This is a genomic window from Pantoea sp. A4 (genome assembly GCF_000295955.2).
Lineage (GTDB): Bacteria > Pseudomonadota > Gammaproteobacteria > Enterobacterales > Enterobacteriaceae > Pantoea > Pantoea multigeneris.
Map to the genome: position 1 here is coordinate 73793 of NZ_ALXE01000033.1, position 25100 is coordinate 98892.

Genomic DNA, 25100 nt, shown 5'->3' on the forward strand with positions numbered 1-25100 from the left:
TGTTTATTTTGTCACTGCGAGAGATCCCGATGGTGCAGGAGCAATAAAACCGTTGGCCCGATACCAGCTGGCGCACTCCTCCACCATTTGGCTCAGGGAGACCGGCTGATAACCCAGAAAACGTTCTGCTTTAGCACTGCTGAAGTAATAGGTGCCTTTGAAGACCCGCAGGCGATAGGCGTCCAGAATTGGCTCGCCGGGGATCACCCGTGGAAATTTTTCCTGCAGCAGGGTTTTGAGATAAAACCAGGCATAAGGGGGACGGGAGAGGGTGGCCTGGCATCCGGTGACCGCTTCAATCTCGCTGATAAGATCGGTATAGCGCACGTTTGCTCCGGCAAGAATGTAGCGCTCACCTGCGTTTCCCTGACTTAAAGCCCGGACATGGGCTTCCCCGACGGCTTTGGCACTACAGAAACTGGCTCCTCCTGGCGGCATGAAGGGCAGCTGGTTGTGAATCACCGCCAGTACCATCCGGCCCCACTGCATGTTGTAGTCGTAGGCCCCCAGCACTTCGGCAGGGTTCAGGATGACAGCCGACAGGCCGCGATCGCAGGCCCGGTAGATCAACGCTTCGGCCTGCAATTTGCTTTTGGCATAGGGATTACCGGCGCGAAAACCCGTTAATGCCGTCTCTTCGGTGGCTTCGGCCTGCGGCGAGTTGTGTGCCCCCATCGTGGAGGTCGTGCTGGTGTACACCAGGCGGGCGATGCCGGTCTCCAGCGCGGCATCCACGACACAGCGCGTGCCGTGAATATTTACCGCTTCAAGCAGTGGCCAGTCACGAGGGTTACTGCTGGTGTTCCCTGCGGTGTGAATCACGGCATCCTGCCCGGTCATGGCGGCACGCAGTGCCACGCTGTCGTGCAATTCGCCCTGTACCAGCTTCACGCCAAAGCGGGAAAGGAACGCCACGTTAGAGGAGGCTCTGACATAAGCCGTAACCTGATGCTGTGCGGCGACTAACGCTTTCACCACGTTCAGGCCAACGAAGCCATTTGCCCCGGTAATCAATACGTTCATGACGTCTGCTCCTGCTGATTAAGTTGTTCAAGCGTCTTCCAGAAGGCTTTGCGACCTTCGTTTTTGCTCCGCATCGGGAGCGCCGCAGGGTTTTTATCCGGGTTGGCGGCCAAGCCCTCAAGCAGGGTGACTAGCTGTTCAAGCAGCTGTTCTAACTGCGTTTCCGTGGTGTTCAGCCCCTGAGCGTGAATATGCAGACTGACGCCGTGTGCTTCGACGCCGACCACCAGCGCTAAATGCAGCGTGGGTTGCAGGGAAAAGAGTGCGCTGACGCCTGCATTAACGCTGGCCGCTGGGGTATCGCCCAGGATAGCCACCGCGCTGTCAAACAGCGGAGCGTCGTCAACCCAGAGGGCGATATGATCAAGGGCGTCAGCATGGGCAAGGTACTGCGCCAGTTGCTGCTCAACGCTGTCGAGCCATGGGCCGACCTTGTGACGACCCACCACCTGAAGACGCGCGGGCGTGAGCTGTAATGCCTCGTCGTTGAAACCACGCATCACGCCAAACTGGGCCAGCCTGACCCGCATGTGGCGGTTAGCCAGCAGCGCCCAGCCTGCGACCACCAGCGTCTCAAAGGCAATTTCCAGCCGCTGAGTGGCGGTTTGCAGCGCGGCGACGCTCTCCTGGCTGAGCAGTCTGGTGACGTGTAGCGTGGCCTCGTCATCCCGCGCCTCTGCGCCATTCAACAGGGCCGGTGCGATCAGTGAACCCACATCATCATCAACATGAAGTTGATCAGCCCAGAAAGCGGGGTTTGACGCCTCGGCCGGTGCTGCGCCTTGCGCGATCGTGCGGGCAAACCACGCCTGCGGTACGGGGTGTTGCGCATGTTCGGCGGACTGTCTCATCGCCTCACGCCCACGGTTGCTGGCGGTGCGTCGGGCGATATCCCGTTCCAGCACGGCGTGAAGATCGCAGGGGATTTCAGCGAACGGATAACCCGGGAACGCCACGCGATGGCGTGCGCTGTGACGGTGTAACAGAGGCCAGTCAACCTCACAGCCACGGCACCACAGGGTGGCGACACGGCCAAGCTGCTGGTTTTGCAGCAGCGCAGCGATGAAATCCTGACCGGCCTCACCGGCAATGAGCTGCGAGACTTCTTTGGTGTCGAGGACGTTACCGCTATAGATGTTGGCCTGTGTGTGCAGCGCAGCAGGCTGAGCGATAAATTGTGCCAGCTTCGCCTGGAGATCGGCCGTGTGGGTAGCGACGATCGCCAGGCGGTTGTCAAACATCACGCGCCCCACCTGGCTGGTATAGGCCAGATCGGCCAGGTGCAGAGCATCGCCTTGTTGGGCAACAAAATCGTGCAGCAACGTTGCGTAAGCTTGCAAGCGCTCAGGACGCTGGGCAGATAACACCACGATCTGCGGCGTATTGTCCTCAGACAGTGAATGCGGGTTTAGCATCACTACGTCTTCAGGGGACTCAACCACCATAAACGCCGTTGAGCCGCCCATGCCGTAGGCATTGATCCCGGCGATACGTGTGCCACGGCCGTTGGCCTCCCACGGTTGCGCCTCACCCGGGAACTGGAAGGGTGAAGTCTGGTGCTCGAAGGAGGTATTGACAGTGCTGAGGTTGGCGCACGGCGACACACGGCCATGCTGCATGCTCAGCAAGACCTTGATTAAGGAACAAATTCCTGATGCTGCCTCCATGTGCCCCAGGTTGGCCTTGGTGCCGAGTGCGCAGAATTGCTGCGCGCCTGTCTGACGGCGTAGCGCGTTGGCGAGTGCCTTCAGCTCGATAGGATCACCCAGCTCAGTCGCCGCGCCGTGGCTCTCGATATAGGTCAGTTCATTGACGTTAATACGCGATTCATCCAGCGCCCGCGCTGCGGTCTCTTCCATCACCGACAGATTCGGCAGGTATTGTCCGGCACCGGTTCCCGCATGACCAATGCTCGAACCGCGCAGAATACCGTAGAGCGTATCGCCGTCGGCAATCGCGGCGCTCAGGCGTTTCAGCACCACGATGCCGCTTCCTTCACTGGGTATCAGGCCATTAGCGTGTTCATCGAAGGTGCGTTCTTTGCCATCCGCAGACAGCACTTTCATCTCCTGCAACAGCATATATTTGCTGGGGTGCAGGCTCAGGTTAATGCCTCCTGCCAGCGCCATATCACACTCACCGCCGAGTATGGCTTTACGCGCGATATGCACGCTGGTCAGTGATGAGGCACAGGTGGTGGCGACGCTGAAACTTGGGCCTTTCAGATCCATCAGGAACGAGATGCGGTTAGCCAGTTCACTGATGACCGAACCTGCGCCCGGATAATTGCCGGTACGGGCATAATAGTCCGCCATCACCCAGGTGAAATCTTCATTCATGGCCCCGACGTAGACGCCAACCTGCTGGGATTTCAGCGCCGCTGGCGTATAACCGGCATGTTCCAGTGCATGCCAGGCGGAACGAAGCAGCACGCGCACTTGCGGATCGAGGCGGCTCGCCTCCTCGGTGCTCATGCGGAATAAGTCAGGATCAAACACGTCTGTCTTACTAAGGAAGCCACCACGATCCACATAGCGCGGATTGCTGCTATGCGCCGCGTCGACAGCCCAGCGCGCCTCTGGGATGGCGCCTAGATTTTCTGTTCCCGCCTGTAGCGCTGACCAGAATTCAGCCAGGTTATCGACACCCGGGAACTCACCCGCCAGCCCAATAATCGCGACGGCGTCGTGGTCGATACGCGTTGATGCCAGAGGGGAAAACGCGGGGATAGCTCGCGCGAACGGCGAGCGGGTAATGTTCACTGGCACGGAGGTGACAGTGGCGCTGGCCGGATGTGGCTTAAGCACTGGGGCTGGAGTCCCGGTCTGCTTATTACCGAAATGCTGGCACAGGTAGGCTGCCAGCTTCGCGGTCGTGTTGTACTCAAAAGGTGCCGTTTTCGATAAGCCAGCGTACGCTTTCTCCAGCGCCGCGCGCAGCTCCATCAGCATCACGGAGTCCATACCGAGCTGCTCAAAGGTGGCCTCGACCGCGATATCCTCTTCCGCGATTTTTGTGACGGCAGCGATGTGCTGTTTCAGTACCTTTTCGCTGTGCTGATAGGCGCTATCCTGCGGCCGGGTTGCTTCGCTACGGGTCACCTGCACCGCTGGCGCGGCGCGCGTGACGTTGTTGAGCGGAATTCGCAGCGCACGAGCGACTTTATCGCGTTCGCCAGCGGCGACAAGCAGCTCAGGCCGCAGTGCCAGCAGGGCGCGCTCAAGGGCGATAATGCCTTGTTGTTGCTGTAAGGCCTGCATACCGGAGAACTCAAACAGCGAGGCCTCTTCTTCAGCCAGGGCCATCTGCCCACTGGCCCACAGCGGCCAGTTAACGGACAGGCTCTGGCCGCTGCGCAATCCTGCGCTGACCTGCTGCTGACGCCACACGGCATGGCTATCCATAAAGCGGTTGCCCGCAGCGTAAGCGCCTGACCCTAAATCACCGAGCACGGCAGAAACCGAGGAGAAGTTAATAAAGACAGACAGCGGCTCTTGCGCGGTGGCGCGATCGAGGGCGACCAGTCCATCGATTTTCGGGCCGATCAGCGCAGTGAACTCCCGGTCTGACAGGGCGGTTATCGGGGTATCGCTGGCGACGCCCGCGCAGTGCAGCACGCCCTGGAGCGGGCCAAACGCCGCTTTCGCCTGGGCGAGCAGGCTCTCTGCCTGGCCCGGAAGGGCGATATCGGCCGCGATATAACGGACATCAGCCCCCAGTTCACGCAGCGCGATCAACTGCCGCTGGACTTCATCGCTGATGTTGGCTGAACGGCCATTCAGGACAATATGCGCCTGATAGCGGGAGGCCAGATAGTGCGCCATGAGCAGCCCCAGCTTGCCTGCACCACCGGTAATTAAATAGTGCCCGCCGTGGATGAAGGGCAGCTTCTCAGCCTCTCCCTTTCCGGTGGCTGCCGGTGGCGCGATTTCCGCCAGCTGGCGCTGATAGCGCTGGCCGTTCCAGTACGCCAGTTCCAGCCCAGGCAGAGAAGCCGGGCGCTGCACACATTCCTGATAAATCTCGCCCGCCAGCGCTGTGGCATTCCCGGCATCGCTGCGTAACGTAAAGAGTTCGAAGCGGTGGTTGATGGTCAACAGCGAGCGGGCATAGCCACTGATCGCATCCTGCTGAGGCTCAACCTGCGCCCGCTGGGCACGATAAACGTGCAGGCAACGCATCACCTGGCCCGGTTGCCCCTTTTCCAGAGCGATAAACAGATGGCGCAAGGTTTGCAAACCGGCATGCAACTGCGCGGCACTCTCTGCCCCGGTTAGCGTGTCAAAATGCACCTCAGCGCCCAACGCATGGACGATATGTGTCGGCCAGAGCTGCTGCGCTTTGAGCTGTACACAGAGTCGTTCAATGTCCGCAGGCGACTGAGCGTCGAGGCTGAAGTGGTGAGGGTTATGTTGTTGGTAGTGGTCGCCAGGTTGCACACCGATCACTGTCGCCGCGTCGCCATACAGCGCACGTAAAGCCGCGCTCAACTGTGCATCATCGCTGAGCACCAGGATCTGCGCTGTGCTATTTGCCTGAGCAGCGGCGGTGAGCAGCGCTGGCTGCCAGTCATAGCCGTAATAGCGCACATCTTGCTGCGGCGCGGGCAGGGAAACAGTCGCCTCTTTCTCCAGCGCGCGGGCGGCAAACGCTTTGAGGCGAGCCAGCACGCGGCCATCACTATCCAACAGGGCGATGTCATGTTTTTGCACGTGGCTGTCGGCTTCCGTCGTTTGTACCGGGGTGACGTAGGCAAAGCAGGCTTTCCCCAGCGGATGACGGAACTCGATTTCGCCCAGATAGAACGGCACGATTGGCGTAGCAGGATCAGCAGGCGTCAACCCTACGGCCAGACAGGTGCGCAGAGCGCCATCCAGCAGTGAAGGATGCAGACAGAACGCGTCCGGTGAGGAGACAGCCTCTGGCAGGCACAGATAACTCAGCGCGGCATCGGCGAAACGGTAGCGCTCCTGAGTGACCTGATAGCCAGGGCCATAGGCGAAGCCCATTTTTGCAAAGTCGGCATAAAATGCGGCGCGATCGTTTTCCCGCAGTCCCCGGCTGCGCAGGGCATCAAGATCAATCCACTCGTCAGCGACGTCCACCTCTCTGGCGCGATAGACCAGCTCCGCTTCCGCGGCGATGACGTCAGTATTGAGATTGCGTACGCCAACTTTAACGCTTTCATGATCCTGATAGACGAGATCAATCGCCAGCGCGACCGGCTCGTCGTCTATCTCGACAGCGTTCATCCACATGAGATTGCGGATCGCGGCCACGCACCAGCTATTTTCGCTGGCTAACTGGCCTGCGGCGCGGATCATTTCAACGTAAGCCGAACCCGGCAAAATCACCCGTGCTTTCTCGCGGCCAATCACATGGTCGCGCAGCCAGGACTCCTGACCGGTCAGCTTTTTACTGAATTTTTGCTGCGCCAGCGTCGAAATATTCTCGTCTATCAATGGATGCAGCGCGGGCGTGCGCCCCTGCGTGCCGGGCTCTCCAGGCAGCGCCAGCCAGTGGCGGCGTGTGTTCAGCGGCAGAGCAGGGAAGGAGACCCGGCGCGGGCCGCCTGCGGGTGCGGCTGGCTCGCAGAGCGGACGAGCAAAGTGTTCCCAGTTCACATCCAGCGTGGTGGTCCACAAGCGCCCCAGACGGACGAGCTGACGCGCCTGTACCAGGTCGGTTACCAGCGTCTCCAGCTGCTCAGGGTCGAGGATGGCGTCCAGACGATCGTTACTGCCCGCAATGCGTCCACGGAACACCTGTCCGGCGCTACCTTCATCACGGTATTGCTCAAGCTTGCCCAGCAAATCGGCTGGGCTGCTGGCCACCACCGCCAGTCGTTCGGCCATCGCCTCGCGGCCAATTAAGGATGAGAAGGCCAAATCAGCCAGGCCCGGTGACGTTTCAGGTGATGCCATCGCCTGCGTCAGGAACGTAATCATGCGTTCCACATAGGCGGATAACCGGGTATCGCTGTCTGCGGAGAGCACCCACAGGCAGGATTCGCCGATAACAGGCGCGGTGACGAGGCGTGTCGGTGCTTCTTCAATCAGCACAGACGCGTTCGATCCTCCGGCACCAAAGGCACTCAGGCCAGCACGGCGCGGGCTACCCGGCTTCGCGTGCCAGGCTTCAGATGACTGCACCACGCGGAAGGTCGAGGTCTCAAAGTTAATCCGGCTGTTTAGCGTCTGCGCATGCAGTGAGGGGACAAACTGACGGTGACGCATTTGGAGCAGGATCTTGGTCAGGCCCGCGATCCCGGCGGCCGACTCCAGATGCCCGATATTACTTTTCACCGATCCGATACGACAGGTGCCTGGCTCGAGCGGCGTGTTCACGCCTTTTTCGGCATTGATGCGCGTAAAGGCTTTGGACAGGCCCGCAATCTCAATCGGATCGCCCAGTTGGGTGCCAGTGCCGTGCGCTTCGATATAGTCCACCGTCGCCGGTTCCCAACCTGCTCGCTGGAAGGCGTGACTGATGACATTGCTCTGCGCGGCCTGGTTCGGCACCGTAAAGCCGCTGGTTTTCCCGCCATGGTTAATCGCCGTGGCTTTGATCACGCCATGGATCTGGTCGCCATCGGCCAGCGCCTGTTGCAGTGGCTTAAGCAGAACCGCGCCCATTCCCTCACCCGGAACGTAGCCGTCGCCCCCTTCGCCAAAGGCACGGCAGCGACCTTCGCTGGACAGGAACTGGCTCTGCCCAAGCTGGTAATATTTCATCGGGTGGACGATAAGATTGATGCCGCCCGCGATCGCCATCTGGCAGTCGCCATTCTGAATCGCCTGGCAAGCCATATGCAGCGCGGTGAGCGACGATGAGCACATGGTATCCAGTGCCACACTGGGGCCATTCAAATTGAAATAGAATGACACCCGGTTTGCCACCGACGAGTGTAACGACATCGGGAAGCCGGTTTTATACTGTTCGGCGGTGGTTTCAATGCACTGATATTGCGCCCACATCACGCCAACATAGACCCCAACCTGCGCTGTGCTCAGCGCGTGACGCGAGTAGCTGGCGTCTGAGACGCACTCCCAGGCAGTCTGCAAAAACAGCCGTTCCTGAGGATCGAGCAGCTCGGCTTCGCGTGGGGAAATAGTAAAATACTGGCTGTCGAACTGATCGATATTGTCGATAAAGCCACCCCATTTGCTGTAGACCTTATCCTTCGGCCCGCGCTCCGGGGAGTAATGCAGGTTGTAGTCCCAGCGGGACAGGGGGATTTCCGTCACGCTGTCTACGCCCGCGCTGAGGTTGGCCCAAAACGCGTCCAGGTCATTGGCACCGGGATAGCGGCCACTCAGGCCGATAATGGCGATATCTTGCGTGCCCGTTGCCGGGTGTTGCCCGGCATGCAGGCGAGATCCGTTCAGCAGGCTTGCCAGAGACGGCTTTGCCACCGCCTGAGTCAGCGGTTGTGTATGTACAGCAGCAACGGGCGCGGGTACCGCTTCGAGCGTGCAGGCCCATTCGCCCAGCGTATGATAAAGGAAGACGCCGCTGGCATGGATTCCCTTGAGACGAACGTCGAGCTCATGCTGCAAACGCATCTGGCTGATGGTGTCTATCGGCCAATGAGACAAAGGTAGGGTGGCCGTACAGTGTGCTGCGGCCGGGCCAATGGCCGCCCTGAGACTGACGAACAGCGTTTCGCTGAGGGTCGGTACGGATTGCGCCGGTTCAGTCACATCAGCGGGCGCTGCGGACTGCGGGTTGTGTGCAGTCCCGGTCACTGCTGGCTGTACTGCGCCCGCCTCCTGCGTATCGCAAGATGACGTGAAGGAGACACCATACTCAGGGTGCTGTTCAAGCAGGTGGTCGGCTATTGATGCGAGATCTGCGTATTCATAGAACAGCGTTTGCGAGAGATTCTCGAAGGTGGCGGAGAGCTGCTCATTCAGGGCCAAAATCATCATTGAATCCAGGCCGTACTCCGCGAGCTGCGTCGTGGCACTGACATCGCCCGCATCCAGTTTGGTCACCGCAATAACATGGCCGATCAGGCGCGTAATCAACGCGTCGCGTGCAGAGGCTGCACCCGCCTGCGGCGGCATGACGGTGGTCTGCGCGGGTGCGGCATGACTGGCCGCGTGCTGAACCGTTGGGATGGAACGGGCGGCGGTGATCCCTAACTGAGGTGCGGCCTGCGTCTGTAGCTGGCTGAGGCTGACCACCACTTCACCGTTGTTGTCCAGCAGATCAATATCGTAACTGGCGACGGTACCAGAGACGGCGGTACGGCGAGCGTAGGCATAGCCGATCCCGGTAATCGGTTTGCACACCTGCAACCCGGCTAATGCCACCGGAACATGCAGTGTCTCTGCGCCGCTGACAAAGCCCCCGATGCCCAGTGCGGTGCGCAAGGCACCATCAAGCAGGGAGGGCGGCAGGATAAAGGGATCAATCCGCGAGGCTGCTGGCTCACCCTCCGGGAATTTCAACTCGGCAAGCGCCGCATCAGCATGGGCATACAGACGTTCAATCACCTGGAACGCTGGGCCAAACGCAAAGCCACGCTGCGTGAACGCCGCGTTCACCTCGTCACGCTGAACAACCTGACCCTGCGCCATCAACCGTTGCAGATCCACCACAGGATAATCAGCGGCCTGCGCTTCACACAGGCGACCGCTGCCGAAGATCTGGCGTTGTTCACCTTGCTGACGCTTTTCACCTTGATGGCAATAAATGGCAAAATCGAGGCCACCCTGAGACGGCACCAGTGAGATTTCGATCTCCAGCGGGCTGTCGGAAAGGCGGACAGGCTGCTGCCATTTCACATTCTCTACCCGTGACAGCACGGGACGTTCGCCCGCCTCTGGCAACGCTCTACCGAGCAGAGCCAACTCACCCGCGCTCAGGGCCATTTCTATATAGGCTGCGCCCGGTAAGATGCGGTTGCCCCCGAGGCGATGGTCGTTGACGACAAATTCATCGGCATGCAGGGTTTTGCCAAATACCTGGGCGGCCAGCGTGGAGATATTGTTATCGATAAGCGGGTGCAACGAGGCGACGCGTGAGCCGGTGGTTTCAACAGACCCTGCGGGTGCAGTTGGCGCCCAGCAGTCCTGACGCTGGAACGCATAGCCCGGCAAGGACAGGCGACGACGCTGGTGTTGCGTATGCAGCGGTGTCCAGTCAATCACATGGCCGTTGGCCCAGGCTTCACCCAGTGCGCCGAGATTGCCCTGCGATATCCAGGTGGAGAGTGGCGGGGGAGACATTGCCTGGCGGGCATTATCGCGATGGCCGGTCATCAGGCCAGTAAGCTGCTGTCTGGTGTAGGCGCGCAGCAGGGTGATCGCTTCTGCCACGGTTTCTGCCACCAGTGCCAGGCGGTATTCGTGGGCAACGCGCCCCACCTGTAACGTATAGGCCACATTCTGCAACGAGAGGTCGGTATGCTGCGCCAGGAAATCAGCCAGCTCTCCGGCCATGGTGTGCAACGCCGCTTCACGGCGCGCAGACAGGATGATTAACGCCGGTTTTCCTTCATCGGCGGCGGCAGGCAGCGCTTCGTTGTACTCTTCAACGATCAGGTGGGCGTTGCTCCCGCCCGCGCCAAACGAGCTGATGCCCGCGATGCGTGGAATTTCCTGAGTGACCGTGCTCCCATCAGCCGCAGACGTGGCAAGCACCGGACGTTGCCATGGAGCCAGCGTCTGTTGAATACGGAACGGGCCGCTTTGGAAGTCGATAAACGGGTTGATCACCGCAGACTGGATGGAAGGCACCAGCGTCTGATGCTTCATTTGCAGCAGCACTTTAGTCAGCGCCGACATGCCTGCCGCCGCCTCCAGATGTCCGATATTGGCCTTCACGGAGCCGATGGCACAGTACTGGCTGTTATCACCCGCCGTCGAAAAGGCTTTATTCAGACCACTGATTTCAATCGGATCGCCGAGTTTGGTGCCGGTACCGTGGGCCTCTACGTAGCTGATGTGACGCGGGTTGACCCTGGCCGTGGTCAACGCATCCACAATGAGATCCGCCTGACGTTTGGCATTCGGCACGGTAAAGCCAGACGTTTTACCGCCGTGATTGACTGCGGTGCCGCGAATAATGCCATAAATGTGGTCACCGTCACGGCGAGCCTGAGACAGCGGCTTGAGTATCACGGCTCCGACACCTTCTCCTGGCACATAGCCTGTCCCGCCTTCGCCGAAGCTGCGGCAGCGGCCATCAGAAGAGAGAAAGTGCATATTCGATAACAGATGGTACTTGTAGGGGTGCAGCGACAGGTTGACACCCCCCGCGATAGCTACCGGCACATCTCCGCTGCGGATCGCGTTGCAGGCGATATGGATAGCCGTCAGGGACGATGAGCACGCCGTATCCAGCGCCATGCTGGGGCCAGAGAAGTTGAAGAAATGCGATACGCGGTTGGCTACCGACCAGTAAGAGGAGTGGGATGTTGTCCATTCCTCTTGTGGGCTGGCCTGCGCGTGGAGCTGGTAATCGCCCCACATCATGCCCACGTAGACGCCGACATGGTTTTCCCGCCCGGCGATTGCGGCGGTGAGTTTTTCGGCGGTGTAGCCTGCATCTTCAATCGCGTGTGTGACCGTCTCAAGGAACAGCCACTCGTTCGGGTCCATGATTTCAGTTTCTTTCGGCGAAATATTGAAATAACGCGGATCGAAACGTTCAACGCCCGAGAGGAATCCTCCCCATCGACTGTAGCTTTTGCCGGGCGTCGCCGCCCCTTCTTTAAACCAGCGGGCGCTCCAGCGTTCGGAGGGGACTTCAATCACGCAATCACGCCCTTGTGCCAAATTCAGCCAGAACTGTTCGAGGTTATCGGCTTCAGGATAGCGGCCAGCAATGCCGATGATCGCGATATCCTCATTGTTCGCGTTGTGTTTTACACGCACCGCTTCAATGGCAGAGGTTGCGGCATACGGCGCGGAGATATTGTGCCGGGTTGCGGGTGCTGCGCCCGCCAAGCGTTGACACACCTCAGGATAGTTTTCAAGCAGATAGCGACTCAGCTCATCCATGGTCTGGTTTTCGAAGAACAGCGTCATCGGCAGGCTGCTGCCAAAGGTCGTTTTCAGCTCATTAACCAGCTCAATCACCACCACCGAATCGAATCCGTAATCCCGGAAGAACCCGTGACGCTCAAAGTGTGCCGGGATCTGCAATTTTTTGGCAAAGATCGTCGACAACGCGTGGATCACCACGTCCTGCAGTGGGGCGGCGTTATCTGCTGCGGCGGGGGCAATCTCCACCACGTTCAGGGTTTCGTTGATCCGCGCGGTGTCGCCCGGCATCACCACCATTTGTGTCGCCTGACTTTGCAGTGCGCAGTCAAATGCGGCGATACCATCGTCGGTCCGCAGCGGGACAATCCCGAATTGTGTTTTCAGGAAAGCGGCTTCTTTCTCCGTCAGGCGCATTCCGCCGTCTTGCCAGTACGGCCAGTTGACTGAAAGCGCCTTGCCGCTGCGCAGCCCCTGTTGTTGCTGCTTGTTCCGCTGGTGGGCGAAATAGTCTTCAAAGGCATTGCCGTAGGCATAGTCGCATTGCCCCATGTTGCCCAGCACGCCGGTTACAGAGGAGAACAGCATGAAGAAGTCGAGGGTAAGATCGCGCGTGGCCTCATCCAACAACCAGCTGCCGATGGCTTTTGGCGTGATGACCCGTTCAAAGGCCTCATGGCTCTTGCGCAGGATAAAGTTATCTTCGATGACGCCAGCAGAATGGATAATGCCGTTCAGATCGTGACCGTCCGTGCGGAGGGTATCGATTAAAGCGTGCACGCTGGCAGCGTCATTCATGTCACAGGCGATATACCGCGCTTTGCCGCCCAGCGCATTAAGTGCATCAAGTTGCTGTTGGCGCTCCTCATTCAGTGCAGAGCGGCCCGTGAGGTAAAGGGTGGCGTTGTATGTTGAACACAAATAGCGCGCAAAAATCAGCCCCAACGCACCCAGCCCGCCGGTAATGAGGTAGGTGCCCTGTTGGCGCAGGGGTGTTGATGCCGTATTCAACGGGTTCTGCGTATCAACGGAGGACGCGGTGGTGAAGCGGCGTACCTGACGCGTGCCCTGTAGGTAGCGCACGTCGGCATCTTTGCTGGTATCACTGAATTCACGGTTGATCAGCGCTGGCAGCGCTTCGGGGGCGATGGCGCTATCGCACTGCACCACATGGCCGATGTACGCCGGCTTTTCGACGCGCAGGGTGCGGTAAAAACCACTCATCGCTGCAACGTCTGGCCGGGTTTCGTCTGCCTGATGGAAGTGGATAAAATGCGCTTTTTTCACTTTGCGCATCAGCGCCTGGGTTAAGGCAAACAGGCTGCGTGGGCCGGTTGCGAGGCGCACACTGAAATCATCATCGGCGAGCGCTGGGCTTACCCACAGGATATGGCTGAATGTCGCGCCCTGTGCCAGCAAGGCGTCAACGGTGGCCAGGAAGTCGTCGCTATTGCCTGGCCGAACATATGCGGCAGAGGCGTTGAGTGCGGGTTCAGCAGCGAACAGGATGCGGTGGAAGTGCGTGGCAGAGGCGGCCTGCGCAATCAGCGCCGCCATTTGCGCAACATCCTGTTCGTTGCCGACGAATACGATGCGCTCAACGGCATCATGCTCTGCGGGCAGCGCCTTATCGACCCAGTAGGGCTGATAAAGATTCACGCCTTGCGGAGGGAGCCAGTTTTGCAGCGGGGCTTGCGCCGGTTTTTTTTCGGCCGGACTCTCATTCAGCACACGCAGGCACAGCCCACGGAGTATCAGTACAATATGCTCCGGGTGGTGGGTCTCTGTCAGGTAAACATCAACGGTAACAGCATCGTCGCTGAGTGCGGTATCAACGGAAGGCATGATGGTCGCCGTCATTGCTGTACCGCAGGGTTGCACCAGCACCACCTCTTCCACTGAAAAAGGCATGATCACCGGCCCGGCTTTATCTGCCTGCTGCCCCACGCGCCGCTTTTCGGTTACCCAAATCACCGCGGCCTGGAGAGCGCCATCCGCCATCGCCGGGTGAATGATAAAATCATCATCAAGACCAACAGGCAGCGTGAGATCGGCGATACCGACATCGTCATTCAGGGCGATGTGGTTTATCGATTGCAGGCCTGCGCCATAGCACATCTGCAAGTTTTCAAGTCGCTGATAACACGCGGTTTTATCTAACCGGCGACGCCCGTCAGTGGGCATCGTCATCGGTAAGGTGTCGGGTTCGGCTGCGGATAATGCGACCGTACCACGGCAGTAAATGTGCGCCTCGTCATCGAGGACCTTGAATCCCCACGACGCCTCGCTGGATTGCGGATCAATCTGAATGATGATCTCTTCCGCTGCGCGCAGGCAGCTGAAAGGACGCAGCCAGGTCACCTGAGAGAAGGTCAATTTATCGCTATCCGTGAGCAGGCGGGCTTCGACAAAGGTGGCGCGCACCCATTCGAGATACATCACCCCAGGCAATATGGCCTGGCCGCCAATCTGATGGTCGGCAATGTAAAAAGCATCACCTGACAGCGTCATTTTATAGTGCCCATTACCGATGTTCAGGACACGTGGCGTAAGGCCTTGCTTTCCAGAATGCGGGTGGGTTGCTCTCTCTCCCGGTGTTATCCAGAACGGGGCATGGACAAACGGGTAGGTGGGTAACGCGACCGCTTGCGGGGACGTTCCCTTAAACAGCGGCGACCAGTCCAGTTGCGCACCACGGAGATAACTCGCATTGAGCTGATGGAAAAGCGGGACAATTGCAGAGTCCGGGAGCGTGTTAACTGTCGCCAGTAATGCGGCGGCTTCGGCAGTGGCTTTTTCTGCTTCGTCGGCCTCTGCTGCGTCTTCAAGCTGGAGAGGGCCACTGGCAATGGCGGTTTCAAGCGCGGCGATAATTGACGCCCTGTCACTGCCTGTACAGGCGTAACGATAGGTAAAGTGTTCGCGCCGTGTTAACAGTGTCGCACTCACATCACCGAGCGCGGCAGCAGGGTGCTCGTGCAGCCAGTGAACCAGGTCTTGTTGGCGTTGTAACAGCGCAGCAGGGCTTTTCGCCGACAACGCAATCAAATGGGTGTTGCGCAGGGCGGATTTACTTTTGGTGGTTTTACGCCGCGCGGGTGTGGGGGCTTCTTCGAGTACGATGTGTGCGTTGGTTCCACCAAAGCCAAACGAGCTTACGCCTGCACGACGTGGGGTCGCGGCATTAAGGCGTGGCCAGGCTTTGGCTTTTTCAATGAAATAAAACGGGCTTGAGGCGATATCAATGCGTGCATTCAGCGTGGTGAAGTTTCTGAGTGGTGGCAGCGTACCGTGCTTAAAGGCCTGCAAGATCTTGATTACGCCTGCAACACCCGCTGCGGCTTCCAGATGGCCGATATTACTTTTGACCGAGCTGACACCGCAAACCGCGTCAGCCAGCGTGATGCCTTGCTGTTCTGCCAGGGTGCTAAATGCCTGGCTAAGGCCGGCAAACTCAATCGGATCACCTTTCGGCGTGCCGGTGCCATGCGCTTCTATCAGGCCAATGGAGTCAACGGAAATCCCCGCTTGCGTCGTGGCAGTGACAATCACGTCGGCCTGCGCTTCTGCGCTCGGGTAGGTCAAGGTATACGACGTACCGCAATGGTTGATGGCGCTGCCTTTCACGATACCGTGAATGGTATCGCCATCGGCCAGGGCGGCATCCAGCGGTTTTAACAGCAAGACGCCAGCGCCTTCTCCCCGCACATACCCGTCGGCGTTGTTGTCAAAGGAGTGGCAGGCACCGGTCGGGGATAGCATGCCCATTTGGGCAAAAGAGTGGTGGCGGGTGGCGGTCAAAATGAGATTGACCCCGCCGCTAATCGCCATGTCACAGTCACCGTTGGTGAGTGCCTGAATCGCCGCATGCATCGCATTCAGCGAGCTGGAACAGGCGGTATCAATCGTCAGACTCGGGCCGTGGAAATCAAAGAAATGCGATATACGGTTGGCAATAATGGAGGTTGCTGTACCTGTCGAATAATGGGCTTCAATCGGATTATTCGAATTTTCCTGTAGTTCTTTATAATCGTTGTTAAATACACCGACAACCACGCCCACTTTCTTGCCGCGCAAGGCCGATGGCACAATCCCGGCGTCTTCCAGACAAGACCACGTCAATTCCAGCATTATTCGCTGCTGAGGGTCCATGGTTTCAGCGACTTTAGGGATAATACCAAAGAAATGATTATCAAAACCGTCAATAGAATTGAGCAGTGCAGCCCACCGATTTTCACTGGCATCCGGTGATTGTAATGACTCACGACTGCGTGATGCCATCTCTTTATTTCTGGCTGCAATGTTAGCAACGGAATTACGGTGATTGACTATGTTTTCCCAAAACTCGGTATAATCTTTGGCATCGGGGAACTGACAAGAAACGCCGATAATTGCAACATCCATATGTTTATCCATATACTTTGCAGGCTCTTATAAGGTTATCTAATTACTATTCCCAAATATTTATTACCAAATCATGAAATTCACAGGAATCTGTCAAGAGGGTCGACGGCGATTGACGCTGGTTGACAATTCATCAAACTTAATCACACTTCCTTACCATTGCAACCAGTAAAATGTTACAGCTGAAACAAAATCCATTTATAAACTGGAAATCAGGCTAATGTTTTTTGGTGCCAGCGCGCGTGAATGCTGACTTCCTGTACCCAAACGGTGTGTCCGCTTCAACTTCGTAGAAAGCCATGATTCTGACCTGTTGCTTAACCTCTGATTTTCAGGCAGTTACTGTGCCATTATGCTCAGGCGCAGGGGAGATTACAGGGCAACTTGACGGGAATGCACGTGAGTTTTTGCGCGTTTAAACGGATTAATCTGAAATCTCACCTGATGAAAATGTGTGAAATCTGGTCGTGATCAGGGCGTTTTCCGAACAATGGTGCGCGTCATAGCCACACTATAGTTGCATGTAACTTAATGTTCACACGCTAAATGCGTTAAACATGGTTGCAGTGACACATAAGAGGTGATAAACAGTATTGCCCCTGGATGTTCTTAAGCAAATTGGTAGTGAAAATACCCTGGCACCCACAAATAGTTTTACACTTTTATTGATGGCGAGCATTATCTCAGTCACAGGAGCGTTTTATGTTAGGAATTGTATCAGGCACGCCGATATGGGTATTTATACTTTTAGCTGTCGTCGCGGCTTATTGCATAACATTTTGCTTTGAAAAAGTCGTTAATATTAAATTTTTATTGCTTATTCCAGTCTGCTTTATGATTTTTTCTTTTATTAATTTGCTACAGCAGGATGACGTTTTCGTTGCGATTTTGACGTGGGTGCCAGGCTGTGTCATTGGCGGAAGTCTGGCGAAAAAAATCTTTGGCCCCAAAACGTATAGACTCGGGCAAAAAGAAGGCACGGTCACGGTGTCTGGCACCTACTCAGTCATTATTATATTTTTGCTCTACTTCCCCCTGCGTTACTATATCGGCTACAGCCAGGCAACGGCTGAAAACCACCACCTCAGCCATGCATTGATTATTCTGTTGGCTGTTTCTTCTGGCTGCGTGGTCGGCTTTTTCACCCTTCGGTCATATATCATTTACCAGCGCTATAAAGCATTGAGCGGTGCAAGCTCGGCTCAGTAGTGGGAAGCAGGCAGGGGGGAAACCGGGCTGTGTCCGGCTCGGTTACCGTCACAGGAAATGTGAATATCGCGCAAGCCTCTAACATCCCTCATCTGGCGCTAGCAACACAATACAACATTAATGCATAATCCGATCTTTAAGCTAAAACGGTTTAGCATTAATGGAGTGAATGACTATGAAGCGTGTTTGGTGTTTGGGCGATGCGGTAGTTGATTTATTACCTGATACGGAGGGGCGGTTGTTGCAATGCCCGGGGGGTGCACCTGCAAATGTAGCCGTAGGTGTCGCACGCCTTCAAGGAAACAGCGGATTCATTGGGAGAGTAGGAAGCGATCCCTTCGGCCTGTTCATGAAAAACACATTGCAGGAGGAGAACATTGATGTTTCTTATATGCAAACAGACCCCGCACAGCGTACCTCAACGGTCCTGGTATCCCTGGACAGCGAGGGAGAGCGGACATTCACCTTTATGGTTCGCCCCAGTGCGGACCTGTTCCTTGATGTTGGCGACCTGCCTGATTTTCAGCCTTGTGAATGGCTGCACTGTTGCTCAATCGCGCTGCTAAAAGACCCTTCCAGAACGGCAACGATCACCGCCATGCAGCGTATGCGTGACTCAGGGGGATTTGTTAGTTTCGATCCCAATATCCGCCAGGACCTGTGGGCAGAAGAAACGACGCTGCGATGCTGTATTGATCAGGCGCTACAGTTAGCGAATGTGGTGAAGCTCTCTGAAGAGGAGCTGGTATTTCTGACAGATTGCCTGGACAGAGATTCGGGCATTGAGCTTCTGGTTAAGCGCTACCCCGTAACCCTGTTGCTGGTGACTCGGGGTAGCGCCGGCGTGTGCGCCTGGCACAACGGCACTCTGACTCACTATCCCGCGCAAACCGTCAACAGCGTGGATACCACGGGAGCAGGAGACGCCTTTGTGGCTGGCCTGTTATGGGGGCTGGCGCAGCATGGCACACCTGCTGATGGTGAGCAGCTTGCGGCGCGTCTGCAGTCTGCTCAGGCCTGTGGCGCACTGGCGACCACCGCAAAGGGTGCCATGACGGCTCTCCCTGACTACCAACAACTTCAGGATCATCTCTCCCGATAAGACCCCATCCTCTGCGTTTTGCGACCCACTTCACATCAAATAAATCGGTTTAGCTAAATCCGTTGCGCTTTCAAAATCAGCGCCACTATGATGCCTGACCTAAACCGGTTTAGCAAAACTACAAATAGTCGATGATAGCCTTACCTCCGGGACGCAAAGTGAATAAAACCCTCATTGCCTTAACCCTTAGTACGTTATTAGCCTCTGGCTCGGCATCGGCGACCTCAGAGATGCAGGAGATTGAAGCACGCTTAGCGGCGATGGAAAAACGACTCGCCGCCGCTGAACAGCGAGCCAGTGTCGCGGAATACCGCGCGCAGGCAGCGGAAAAACAGGTGCAAAAACTGGCTACTCAACAGCAGCAGAAACAGGGCGTTACTGCCCAGGTCGCGCAGCCCACTTCCAGACCAGAGCAAAAAATCCCGGTCAGTAATAAGAGTGAAGAGGGCGTATTTGAATTTCATGGGTACGCCCGTTCCGGGCTACTGATGAACAGCTCAGCGGCAAAAACGCAGGGTGGCCCCACCGTGACGCCTGCGGGTGAGACGGGAGGTAACATTGGCCGACTGGGTAATGAGCCGGATACCTACGTTGAGCTCAACCTCGAACATAAGCAGACGCTGGCCAATGGCGCTACCACACGTTTTAAAGCGATGTTGGCTGATGGTCAGCGGACCTATAACGACTGGAGTGCTGCCAGCAGCGATCTTAATCTGCGACAGGCGTTTGTTGAACTCGGTCAACTGCCTACCTTCACTGGTGCGTTTAAAGACAGTACCGTCTGGGCCGGTAAGCGCTTCGATCGTGACAATTTCGATATTCACTGGATCGACTCCGACGTGGTGTTTCTCGCAGGCACTGGCGCGGGTATCTATGACGTAAAGTGGGCCAATGAAGCCCGCAGCAATCTGTCAGTTTACGGGCGCACCTTTGGTGATATCGAAAACAACGAGAATACCGCGCAAAACTACATCCTTTCGTTAAATAACTTTGTTGGTCCGTTGCAGTTCATGGTGAGTGGCATGCGCGCAAAGGACAACAATGCACGTACCGACATTGAGGGCAATCGCGTTAAAGGTAATGCGGCTAACAGCGGTGTGCATGGCATGATCGGCTTGTACAACGATAGCTTCTATGGCCTGCGAGAAGGCTCGGCTAAAACTGCGCTGCTCTACGGTCACGGCCTGGGTGCAGAAGTAAAAACGATCGGTGCCGATGGCGCGCTCTTGCCGGAAGCAGATACCTGGCGCATTGCCAGCTACGGCATGACGCCGCTCGGTGGCGGCTGGCATATTGCCCCGGCGTTCCTGGCGCAGAGCAGTAAAGATCGCTACGTCAGCGGCGACAGCTATGAATGGGCTACGGCTAACCTGCGGCTGATACAAGAGATCACGCAGAACTTTGAGATGCAGTATGAGGGTTCATACCAGTATATGGACCTGCGTCCCAAAGGCTACAACAACCGCAACGCCGTTAGCGGTAACTTCTATAAATTCACCGTGGCGCCAACGCTGAAAGCCGGCGACGTGGGGGAATTCCTCAAACGCCCGGAAATCCGCCTGTTCGCCAGCTGGATGGACTGGGATCACCGCCTCGATAACTACGCCAGCGATGATGCCTTTGGCAGCAACGGCTTCAGCGCAGGTGGGGAGTGGAACTTCGGCGTGCAGATGGAAACCTGGTTCTGATGATGTGGCCCTCACGGGGGCCTTGTTTCTTATTGATGGCATAAAAACGAAAAACTGAGGTCATTATGGATTTTAAACACATCTCCCAAGCGCTACTCCCGCTGCTGGGAGGCAAGGAGAATATTGCCAGTGCAGCGCATTGTGCCACTCGCCTGCGACTGGTACTGGCTGACGATGAAAAAGCGGATACCGTTGCGATCGGTAAAATAGAGGGTGTAAAAGGGTGTTTTCGCAACGCAGGACAGCTACAGGTGATCTTTGGTACTGGCGTGGTAAATAAAGTCTATGCTGCGTTTATCCAGGAAGCCGGTATCAGCGAAGCCAGCAAATCAGAAGCCGCCGATATCGCCGCGCGTAAACTTAACCCTTTCCAGCGCATTGCGCGTCTGCTTTCGAACATTTTTGTACCGATTATTCCGGCTATCGTGGCCTCTGGCCTGCTGATGGGCCTGCTGGGAATGGTGAAAACCTATGGTTGGGTGGACCCTGGTAATGCACTGTATATCATGCTGGATATGTGCAGCTCGGCAGCCTTTATTATTCTGCCTGTCCTGATTGGCTTCACGGCCGCGCGCGAGTTTGGCGGTAACCCGTTCCTCGGCGCCACGCTGGGTGGCATCCTGACGCATCCTGCGCTGACGAACGCCTGGGGCGTGGCAGCCGGATTCCACACCATGAATTTCTTCGGCATTGAAGTGGCGATGATCGGGTATCAGGGTACCGTATTCCCGGTACTGCTCGCGGTGTGGTTTATGAGCGTAATAGAGAAACAGCTGCGCCGGGTGATCCCGGATGCGCTGGATCTGATTCTGACCCCTTTCCTGACGGTGATTATCTCCGGTTTCGTTGCACTGCTGATCATTGGCCCCGCAGGACGTATGCTGGGAGATGGCATCTCGTTTGTGCTCAGTACACTGATTGCCCATGCAGGCTGGCTGGCCGGTTTACTCTTTGGCGGCCTTTACTCGGTGATTGTCATCACGGGTGTGCATCATAGCTTCCACGCGATTGAGGCCGGATTACTGGGAAATCCGCAGATTGGCGTTAACTTTCTGCTGCCAATCTGGGCCATGGCTAACGTGGCACAAGGCGGGGCCTGCCTGGCCGTCTGGTTCAAGACCAGGGACGTGAAGATTAAAGCGATTGCGTTGCCTTCTGGCTTCTCCGCGCTGCTTGGCATTACCGAAGCCGCCATTTTTGGTATCAACCTGCGCTTTATGAAGCCGTTTATCGCAGGCCTGGTGGGCGGAGCATTGGGCGGAGCCTGGGTGGTATCGGTACATGTGTCAATGACCGCAGTAGGACTGACCGGTATTCCAGGCATGGCCATCGTTCAGGCCAGCTCACTGCTCAACTATGCTATTGGTATGGTTATCGCCTTCAGTGCCGCGTTTATCCTCTCTTTGCTGCTTAAATACAAAACGGATACCGACTAATGACCTCATCAGCCTTACTCCCCAACATTCTGCAAGCGGTGATACGTGGCCAGAAAAAAGCAATGAGCGACGCGTACTATCCCGGCTTTCATCTTGCCCCTGTAACCGGATTACTTAACGATCCGAATGGCTTCATCGATTTCGCCGGGCGCTACCATCTGTTCTATCAGTGGAATCCGCTGGGCTGTAAACATCAACACAAGTGCTGGGGCCACTGGAGCTCCGACGATTTGGTGCACTGGCAACATGAGCCCATTGCGCTGATGCCAGATGAAGAGTATGACCGCAGCGGTTGCTACTCCGGCAGCGCCGTCGATGATAATGGCGTGCTGACGCTTATCTATACCGGCAACGTCAAGTTTGATGACGGATCGCGCACTGCCTGGCAGTGTCTGGCGATACAAAATGAGGCGGGCGGTTTTGATAAGTCAGGCCCGGTTATTGCGCTACCGGCGGGCTATACCGGCCACGTCCGTGACCCAAAAGTTTGGCAGTATGGTAATGAGTGGTACATGGTGCTGGGCGCACAGAATAGCCAGGAAGAGGGCAAAGTCCTGCTGCTACGCTCTGCGGATTTACATGATTGGCACAATCTGGGCGAGATCGCAGGCAGTGGGCTGAACGCATTGGGGGATGCTGGATACATGTGGGAGTGCCCCGACATGTTTACCCTGGATGATACGACGTTCCTGATCTTCTGCCCGCAGGGCATTACGCGTGAAAAGCACCGTTTTCTCAATACGCATTCCAGTGCCTGGGTGGCGGGAGAACTTGATTATGATGCTGCCCGCTACGTGCATGGGGCAGTGAATGAACTGGATGCCGGGTTTGAGTTCTACGCGCCACAGACCACGCTGAGCGCTGATGGGCGCCGCCTGCTGGTTGGCTGGATGGGCGTGCCAGACGGGGAAGAGATGCGCCAGCCTACCATCGCGCATGGCTGGATCCATCAGATGACCTGTGTCCGTGAGCTCGTGACACAAGAGGGGCGTCTCCTTCAGCGACCGGTAAAGGAGTTGCAGTCACTGCGTGGCGAGGAGTTTCACTTTAAGGGACGGGCAGTGGAGGCTCCGGTGATAGGCGCGCAGCGTCTTGAGATACTGCTTGTGGCACAGGGCGGGATCACGCTGAATTTTGCGGATACTCTGCATCTGGAGTGGCATGACCAGGGATTACGCCTTGCCCGACGCAGCCTTGAGAGCGGTGAATGGCAATATCGATACTGGCGAGGTGCGGTCAGCCAGTTGCAGATTTTGTGCGATCACTCCAGCGTTGAGATCTTTATTAACGAGGGTGAAGGCGTAATGAGCAGCCGATACTTTCCTGCGAAGACGGCGCAGTTAACGCTGATGGGTGATGCAGAAGTGCAGGCCCGCTACTGGTCGTTGCAGCACACCGTGATAGAATAAGTCATTGTTTCATTGACTGATGCATCGACGTGAGAAAAACCAAACGCGTTACCATTGCTGACATCGCCGCGCTGGCGGGTGTTTCTAAAGCAACTGCCAGCCTGGTGCTGAACGGGCGGGGTAAAGAGCTGCGTGTAGCAAAAGAGACGCGGGAACGGGTGCTAACGCTAGCGCGCGAGCATCACTATCAGGCCAGCATCCATGCACGCCTGTTGCGTGATAATCGCAGCCATACCCTGGGATTAGTGGTGCCGGAGATAACCAACCACGGCTTTGCGGTTTTTGCTCACGCGCTGGAAAACCTGTGCCGCGAGGCAGGCTTACAGCTACTGATTTCCTGTACGGACGAAAATGCGGGTCAGGAGCAGGTCGTCGTCGATAATTTAGTGGCGCGACAGGTCGATGGGCTGATTGTGGCATCCAGCATGCTCAGCGATAGCAATTACGTAAAACTGAGTGAGCAGATGCCGGTCGTGTTGTTTGACCGCTATATAGAAGATACGCAGTTGCCGCTGGTGGTGACGGAAGCCGTCACACCAACAGCCGATCTGGTCGAGAGGTTGGCCCGCACCAATCCCGATGAAATCTACTTCATAGGCGGACAGCCGCGTCTTTCGCCGACCAAAGACCGACTTGCCGGCTTTATGCAGGGGCTGGAGAGAGCAGGGGTCACAGCGCGTCCGGAGTGGATCATTCACGGCAACTACCATCCCAGCAGCGGCTATGAGATGTTCGCCGCGCTCTGTGCCCGACTTGGACGTCCGCCGAAAGCTATCTTCACTGCCGCCTGCGGCCTCATGGAAGGGGTACTGCGCTACATGAGTCAGCATCACTTGCTGGACAGTGATATCCGCGTTGCCAGCTTTGACGATCACTATCTCTATGATTCGCTCTCTATCAAGATTGATACCGTTCAACAGGATATTCCGCATTTGGCACAGGAATGTTTTGCTCTGGTAACGGCGCTCATTGCTGACCAGGAGCCTGATATTACCCGGCGCTTTCTTCCTGCGACATTGCGTTTACGTCACAGCGAACCGGTTTAGCGTGCGTTGTTTTTGATAATCGGGGCGCATCTTCTGGAAGTAAGCGGTTCAGGGCACGAAACAGCGCGGAGACCGGGAGTTCAGAGCCCGGTTGGACATCGGGCTCTGAAGCCTGATCATTTAAACGCTCCACTTAATAGGTACCGTTCACGCAGGAAGCAGCCTTCAGCCAAAATCCTGGTAAAGCAGCGCGATGGTAGCGAGTAGAGCCGGGATTGTCTGAACATACAGAATCTTCCTGCTTGACGTTACCGCACCATAAATGCCCGCTAACATCACGCATATCAGGAAAAACAGCTTAAACTGCAAGCCATCGCTCCCTAACCACACCCCATAAAGCAGTCCTGCCGCCAAAAAGCCATTGTAAAGCCCCTGATTAGCAGCCAGCACTTTTGTGTCACGTGAAAAAGCCGGGCTCAGATTGAAAGCCTTACGGCCAAATGGGGTATCCCACAAGAACATTTCAAGGATCAGTATGTAGACATGAATAGCGGCAACCAGCACGATGAGAAGAGTTGATAACATAGTTAACCTGTCAGAATGTTGAATTACAGCAGCTGAGTTACAGCGATCGCCCAAAGATCCCCGGTGGGAGCTTCTGGTACCCTTTCCTGCCCAGTTAACATCATAGCATTAGCGGGTAAAGAGGCCTCCAGGCTGGAATGCTTCAGGGAATGGGGTGTTTGAAAAGGAAGAAGGTGAGATTATTACTGTGGTGAGTTTATATCCATAGATAAAATTTAACATAATAAGTATTAATCGCACTTACGCTGTAAATGCTATTTGATA

The 25100-nt window shown here is 56.6% G+C and carries 9 protein-coding genes; 6 read left to right on the forward strand and 3 right to left on the reverse strand.

The genetic code is table 11. From position 1 onward, the window contains the following. Window positions 1–3 precede the first annotated feature (3 nt). Together B880_RS0115765 and B880_RS0115770 are read right to left on the reverse strand one after the other, a co-directional pair. The gene (locus tag B880_RS0115765) at window positions 4–1023 is read right to left on the reverse strand and encodes an NAD-dependent epimerase/dehydratase family protein (RefSeq protein WP_017348407.1); all 1020 of its coding nucleotides are present in this window, start codon (window positions 1021–1023) and stop codon (window positions 4–6) included. Continuing rightward, entirely contained in the window at window positions 1020–16421 is a 15402-nt protein-coding gene (locus B880_RS0115770) for an SDR family NAD(P)-dependent oxidoreductase (RefSeq protein WP_157060570.1), read from the reverse strand. Before B880_RS0115770 ends, B880_RS0115765 begins: the two co-directional genes overlap by 4 nt. 702 nt (window positions 16422–17123) lie before the next feature. On the opposite strand from B880_RS0115770, the gene B880_RS0115775 reads away from it, so the two are divergent. The 6 genes from B880_RS0115775 (at window position 17124) to B880_RS0115800 (ending at window position 24311) form a co-directional block, all read left to right on the forward strand. Further along, window positions 17124–17630: a hypothetical protein gene (locus tag B880_RS0115775; RefSeq protein ID WP_017348409.1), complete on the forward strand. Its 507-nt coding sequence runs from the start codon at window positions 17124–17126 to the stop codon at window positions 17628–17630. Between the two features lie 175 nt (window positions 17631–17805). Next, window positions 17806–18732, forward strand: a complete 927-nt coding sequence (locus B880_RS0115780) for an aminoimidazole riboside kinase (RefSeq protein ID WP_036646167.1) — start codon at window positions 17806–17808, stop codon at window positions 18730–18732. Window positions 18733–18890: 158 nt separating this feature from the next. After that, a complete protein-coding gene (locus tag B880_RS0115785; RefSeq protein ID WP_017348411.1) occupies window positions 18891–20420 on the forward strand; it encodes a carbohydrate porin in 1530 nt (509 codons plus the stop codon). Between the two features lie 65 nt (window positions 20421–20485). Then, complete coding sequence (locus tag B880_RS0115790; protein ID WP_017348412.1) at window positions 20486–21856, forward strand: sucrose-specific PTS transporter subunit IIBC; 1371 nt, start codon at window positions 20486–20488, stop codon at window positions 21854–21856. Continuing rightward, window positions 21856–23265, forward strand: coding sequence for a sucrose-6-phosphate hydrolase (locus tag B880_RS0115795; RefSeq protein ID WP_017348413.1), 1410 nt, complete (start codon window positions 21856–21858; stop codon window positions 23263–23265). The genes B880_RS0115790 and B880_RS0115795 overlap by 1 nt, the downstream gene beginning before the upstream one ends. A 29-nt stretch (window positions 23266–23294) precedes the next feature. Continuing rightward, window positions 23295–24311: a substrate-binding domain-containing protein gene (locus B880_RS0115800; RefSeq protein ID WP_017348414.1), complete on the forward strand. Its 1017-nt coding sequence runs from the start codon at window positions 23295–23297 to the stop codon at window positions 24309–24311. A gap of 165 nt (window positions 24312–24476) precedes the next feature. Here the strand turns inward: B880_RS0115800 and B880_RS0115805 are convergent, their stop codons facing one another. Continuing rightward, entirely contained in the window at window positions 24477–24836 is a 360-nt protein-coding gene (locus B880_RS0115805) for a DUF1304 domain-containing protein (protein WP_017348415.1), read from the reverse strand. Between the last annotated feature and the right edge of the window lie 264 nt (window positions 24837–25100).

What these genes read in the sequence shown, in the direction of transcription:
- B880_RS0115765 (WP_017348407.1), bottom strand. Translation starts at nt 1,023, where the DNA reads ATGAACGTATTGATTACCGGGGCAAATGGCTTCGTTGGCCTGAACGTG.
- B880_RS0115770 (WP_157060570.1), bottom strand. Translation starts at nt 16,421, where the DNA reads ATGGATGTTGCAATTATCGGCGTTTCTTGTCAGTTCCCCGATGCCAAA.
- B880_RS0115775 (WP_017348409.1), top strand. Translation starts at nt 17,124, where the DNA reads ATGTTAGGAATTGTATCAGGCACGCCGATATGGGTATTTATACTTTTA.
- B880_RS0115780 (WP_036646167.1), top strand. Translation starts at nt 17,806, where the DNA reads ATGAAGCGTGTTTGGTGTTTGGGCGATGCGGTAGTTGATTTATTACCT.
- B880_RS0115790 (WP_017348412.1), top strand. Translation starts at nt 20,486, where the DNA reads ATGGATTTTAAACACATCTCCCAAGCGCTACTCCCGCTGCTGGGAGGC.
- B880_RS0115795 (WP_017348413.1), top strand. Translation starts at nt 21,856, where the DNA reads ATGACCTCATCAGCCTTACTCCCCAACATTCTGCAAGCGGTGATACGT.
- B880_RS0115805 (WP_017348415.1), bottom strand. Translation starts at nt 24,836, where the DNA reads ATGTTATCAACTCTTCTCATCGTGCTGGTTGCCGCTATTCATGTCTAC.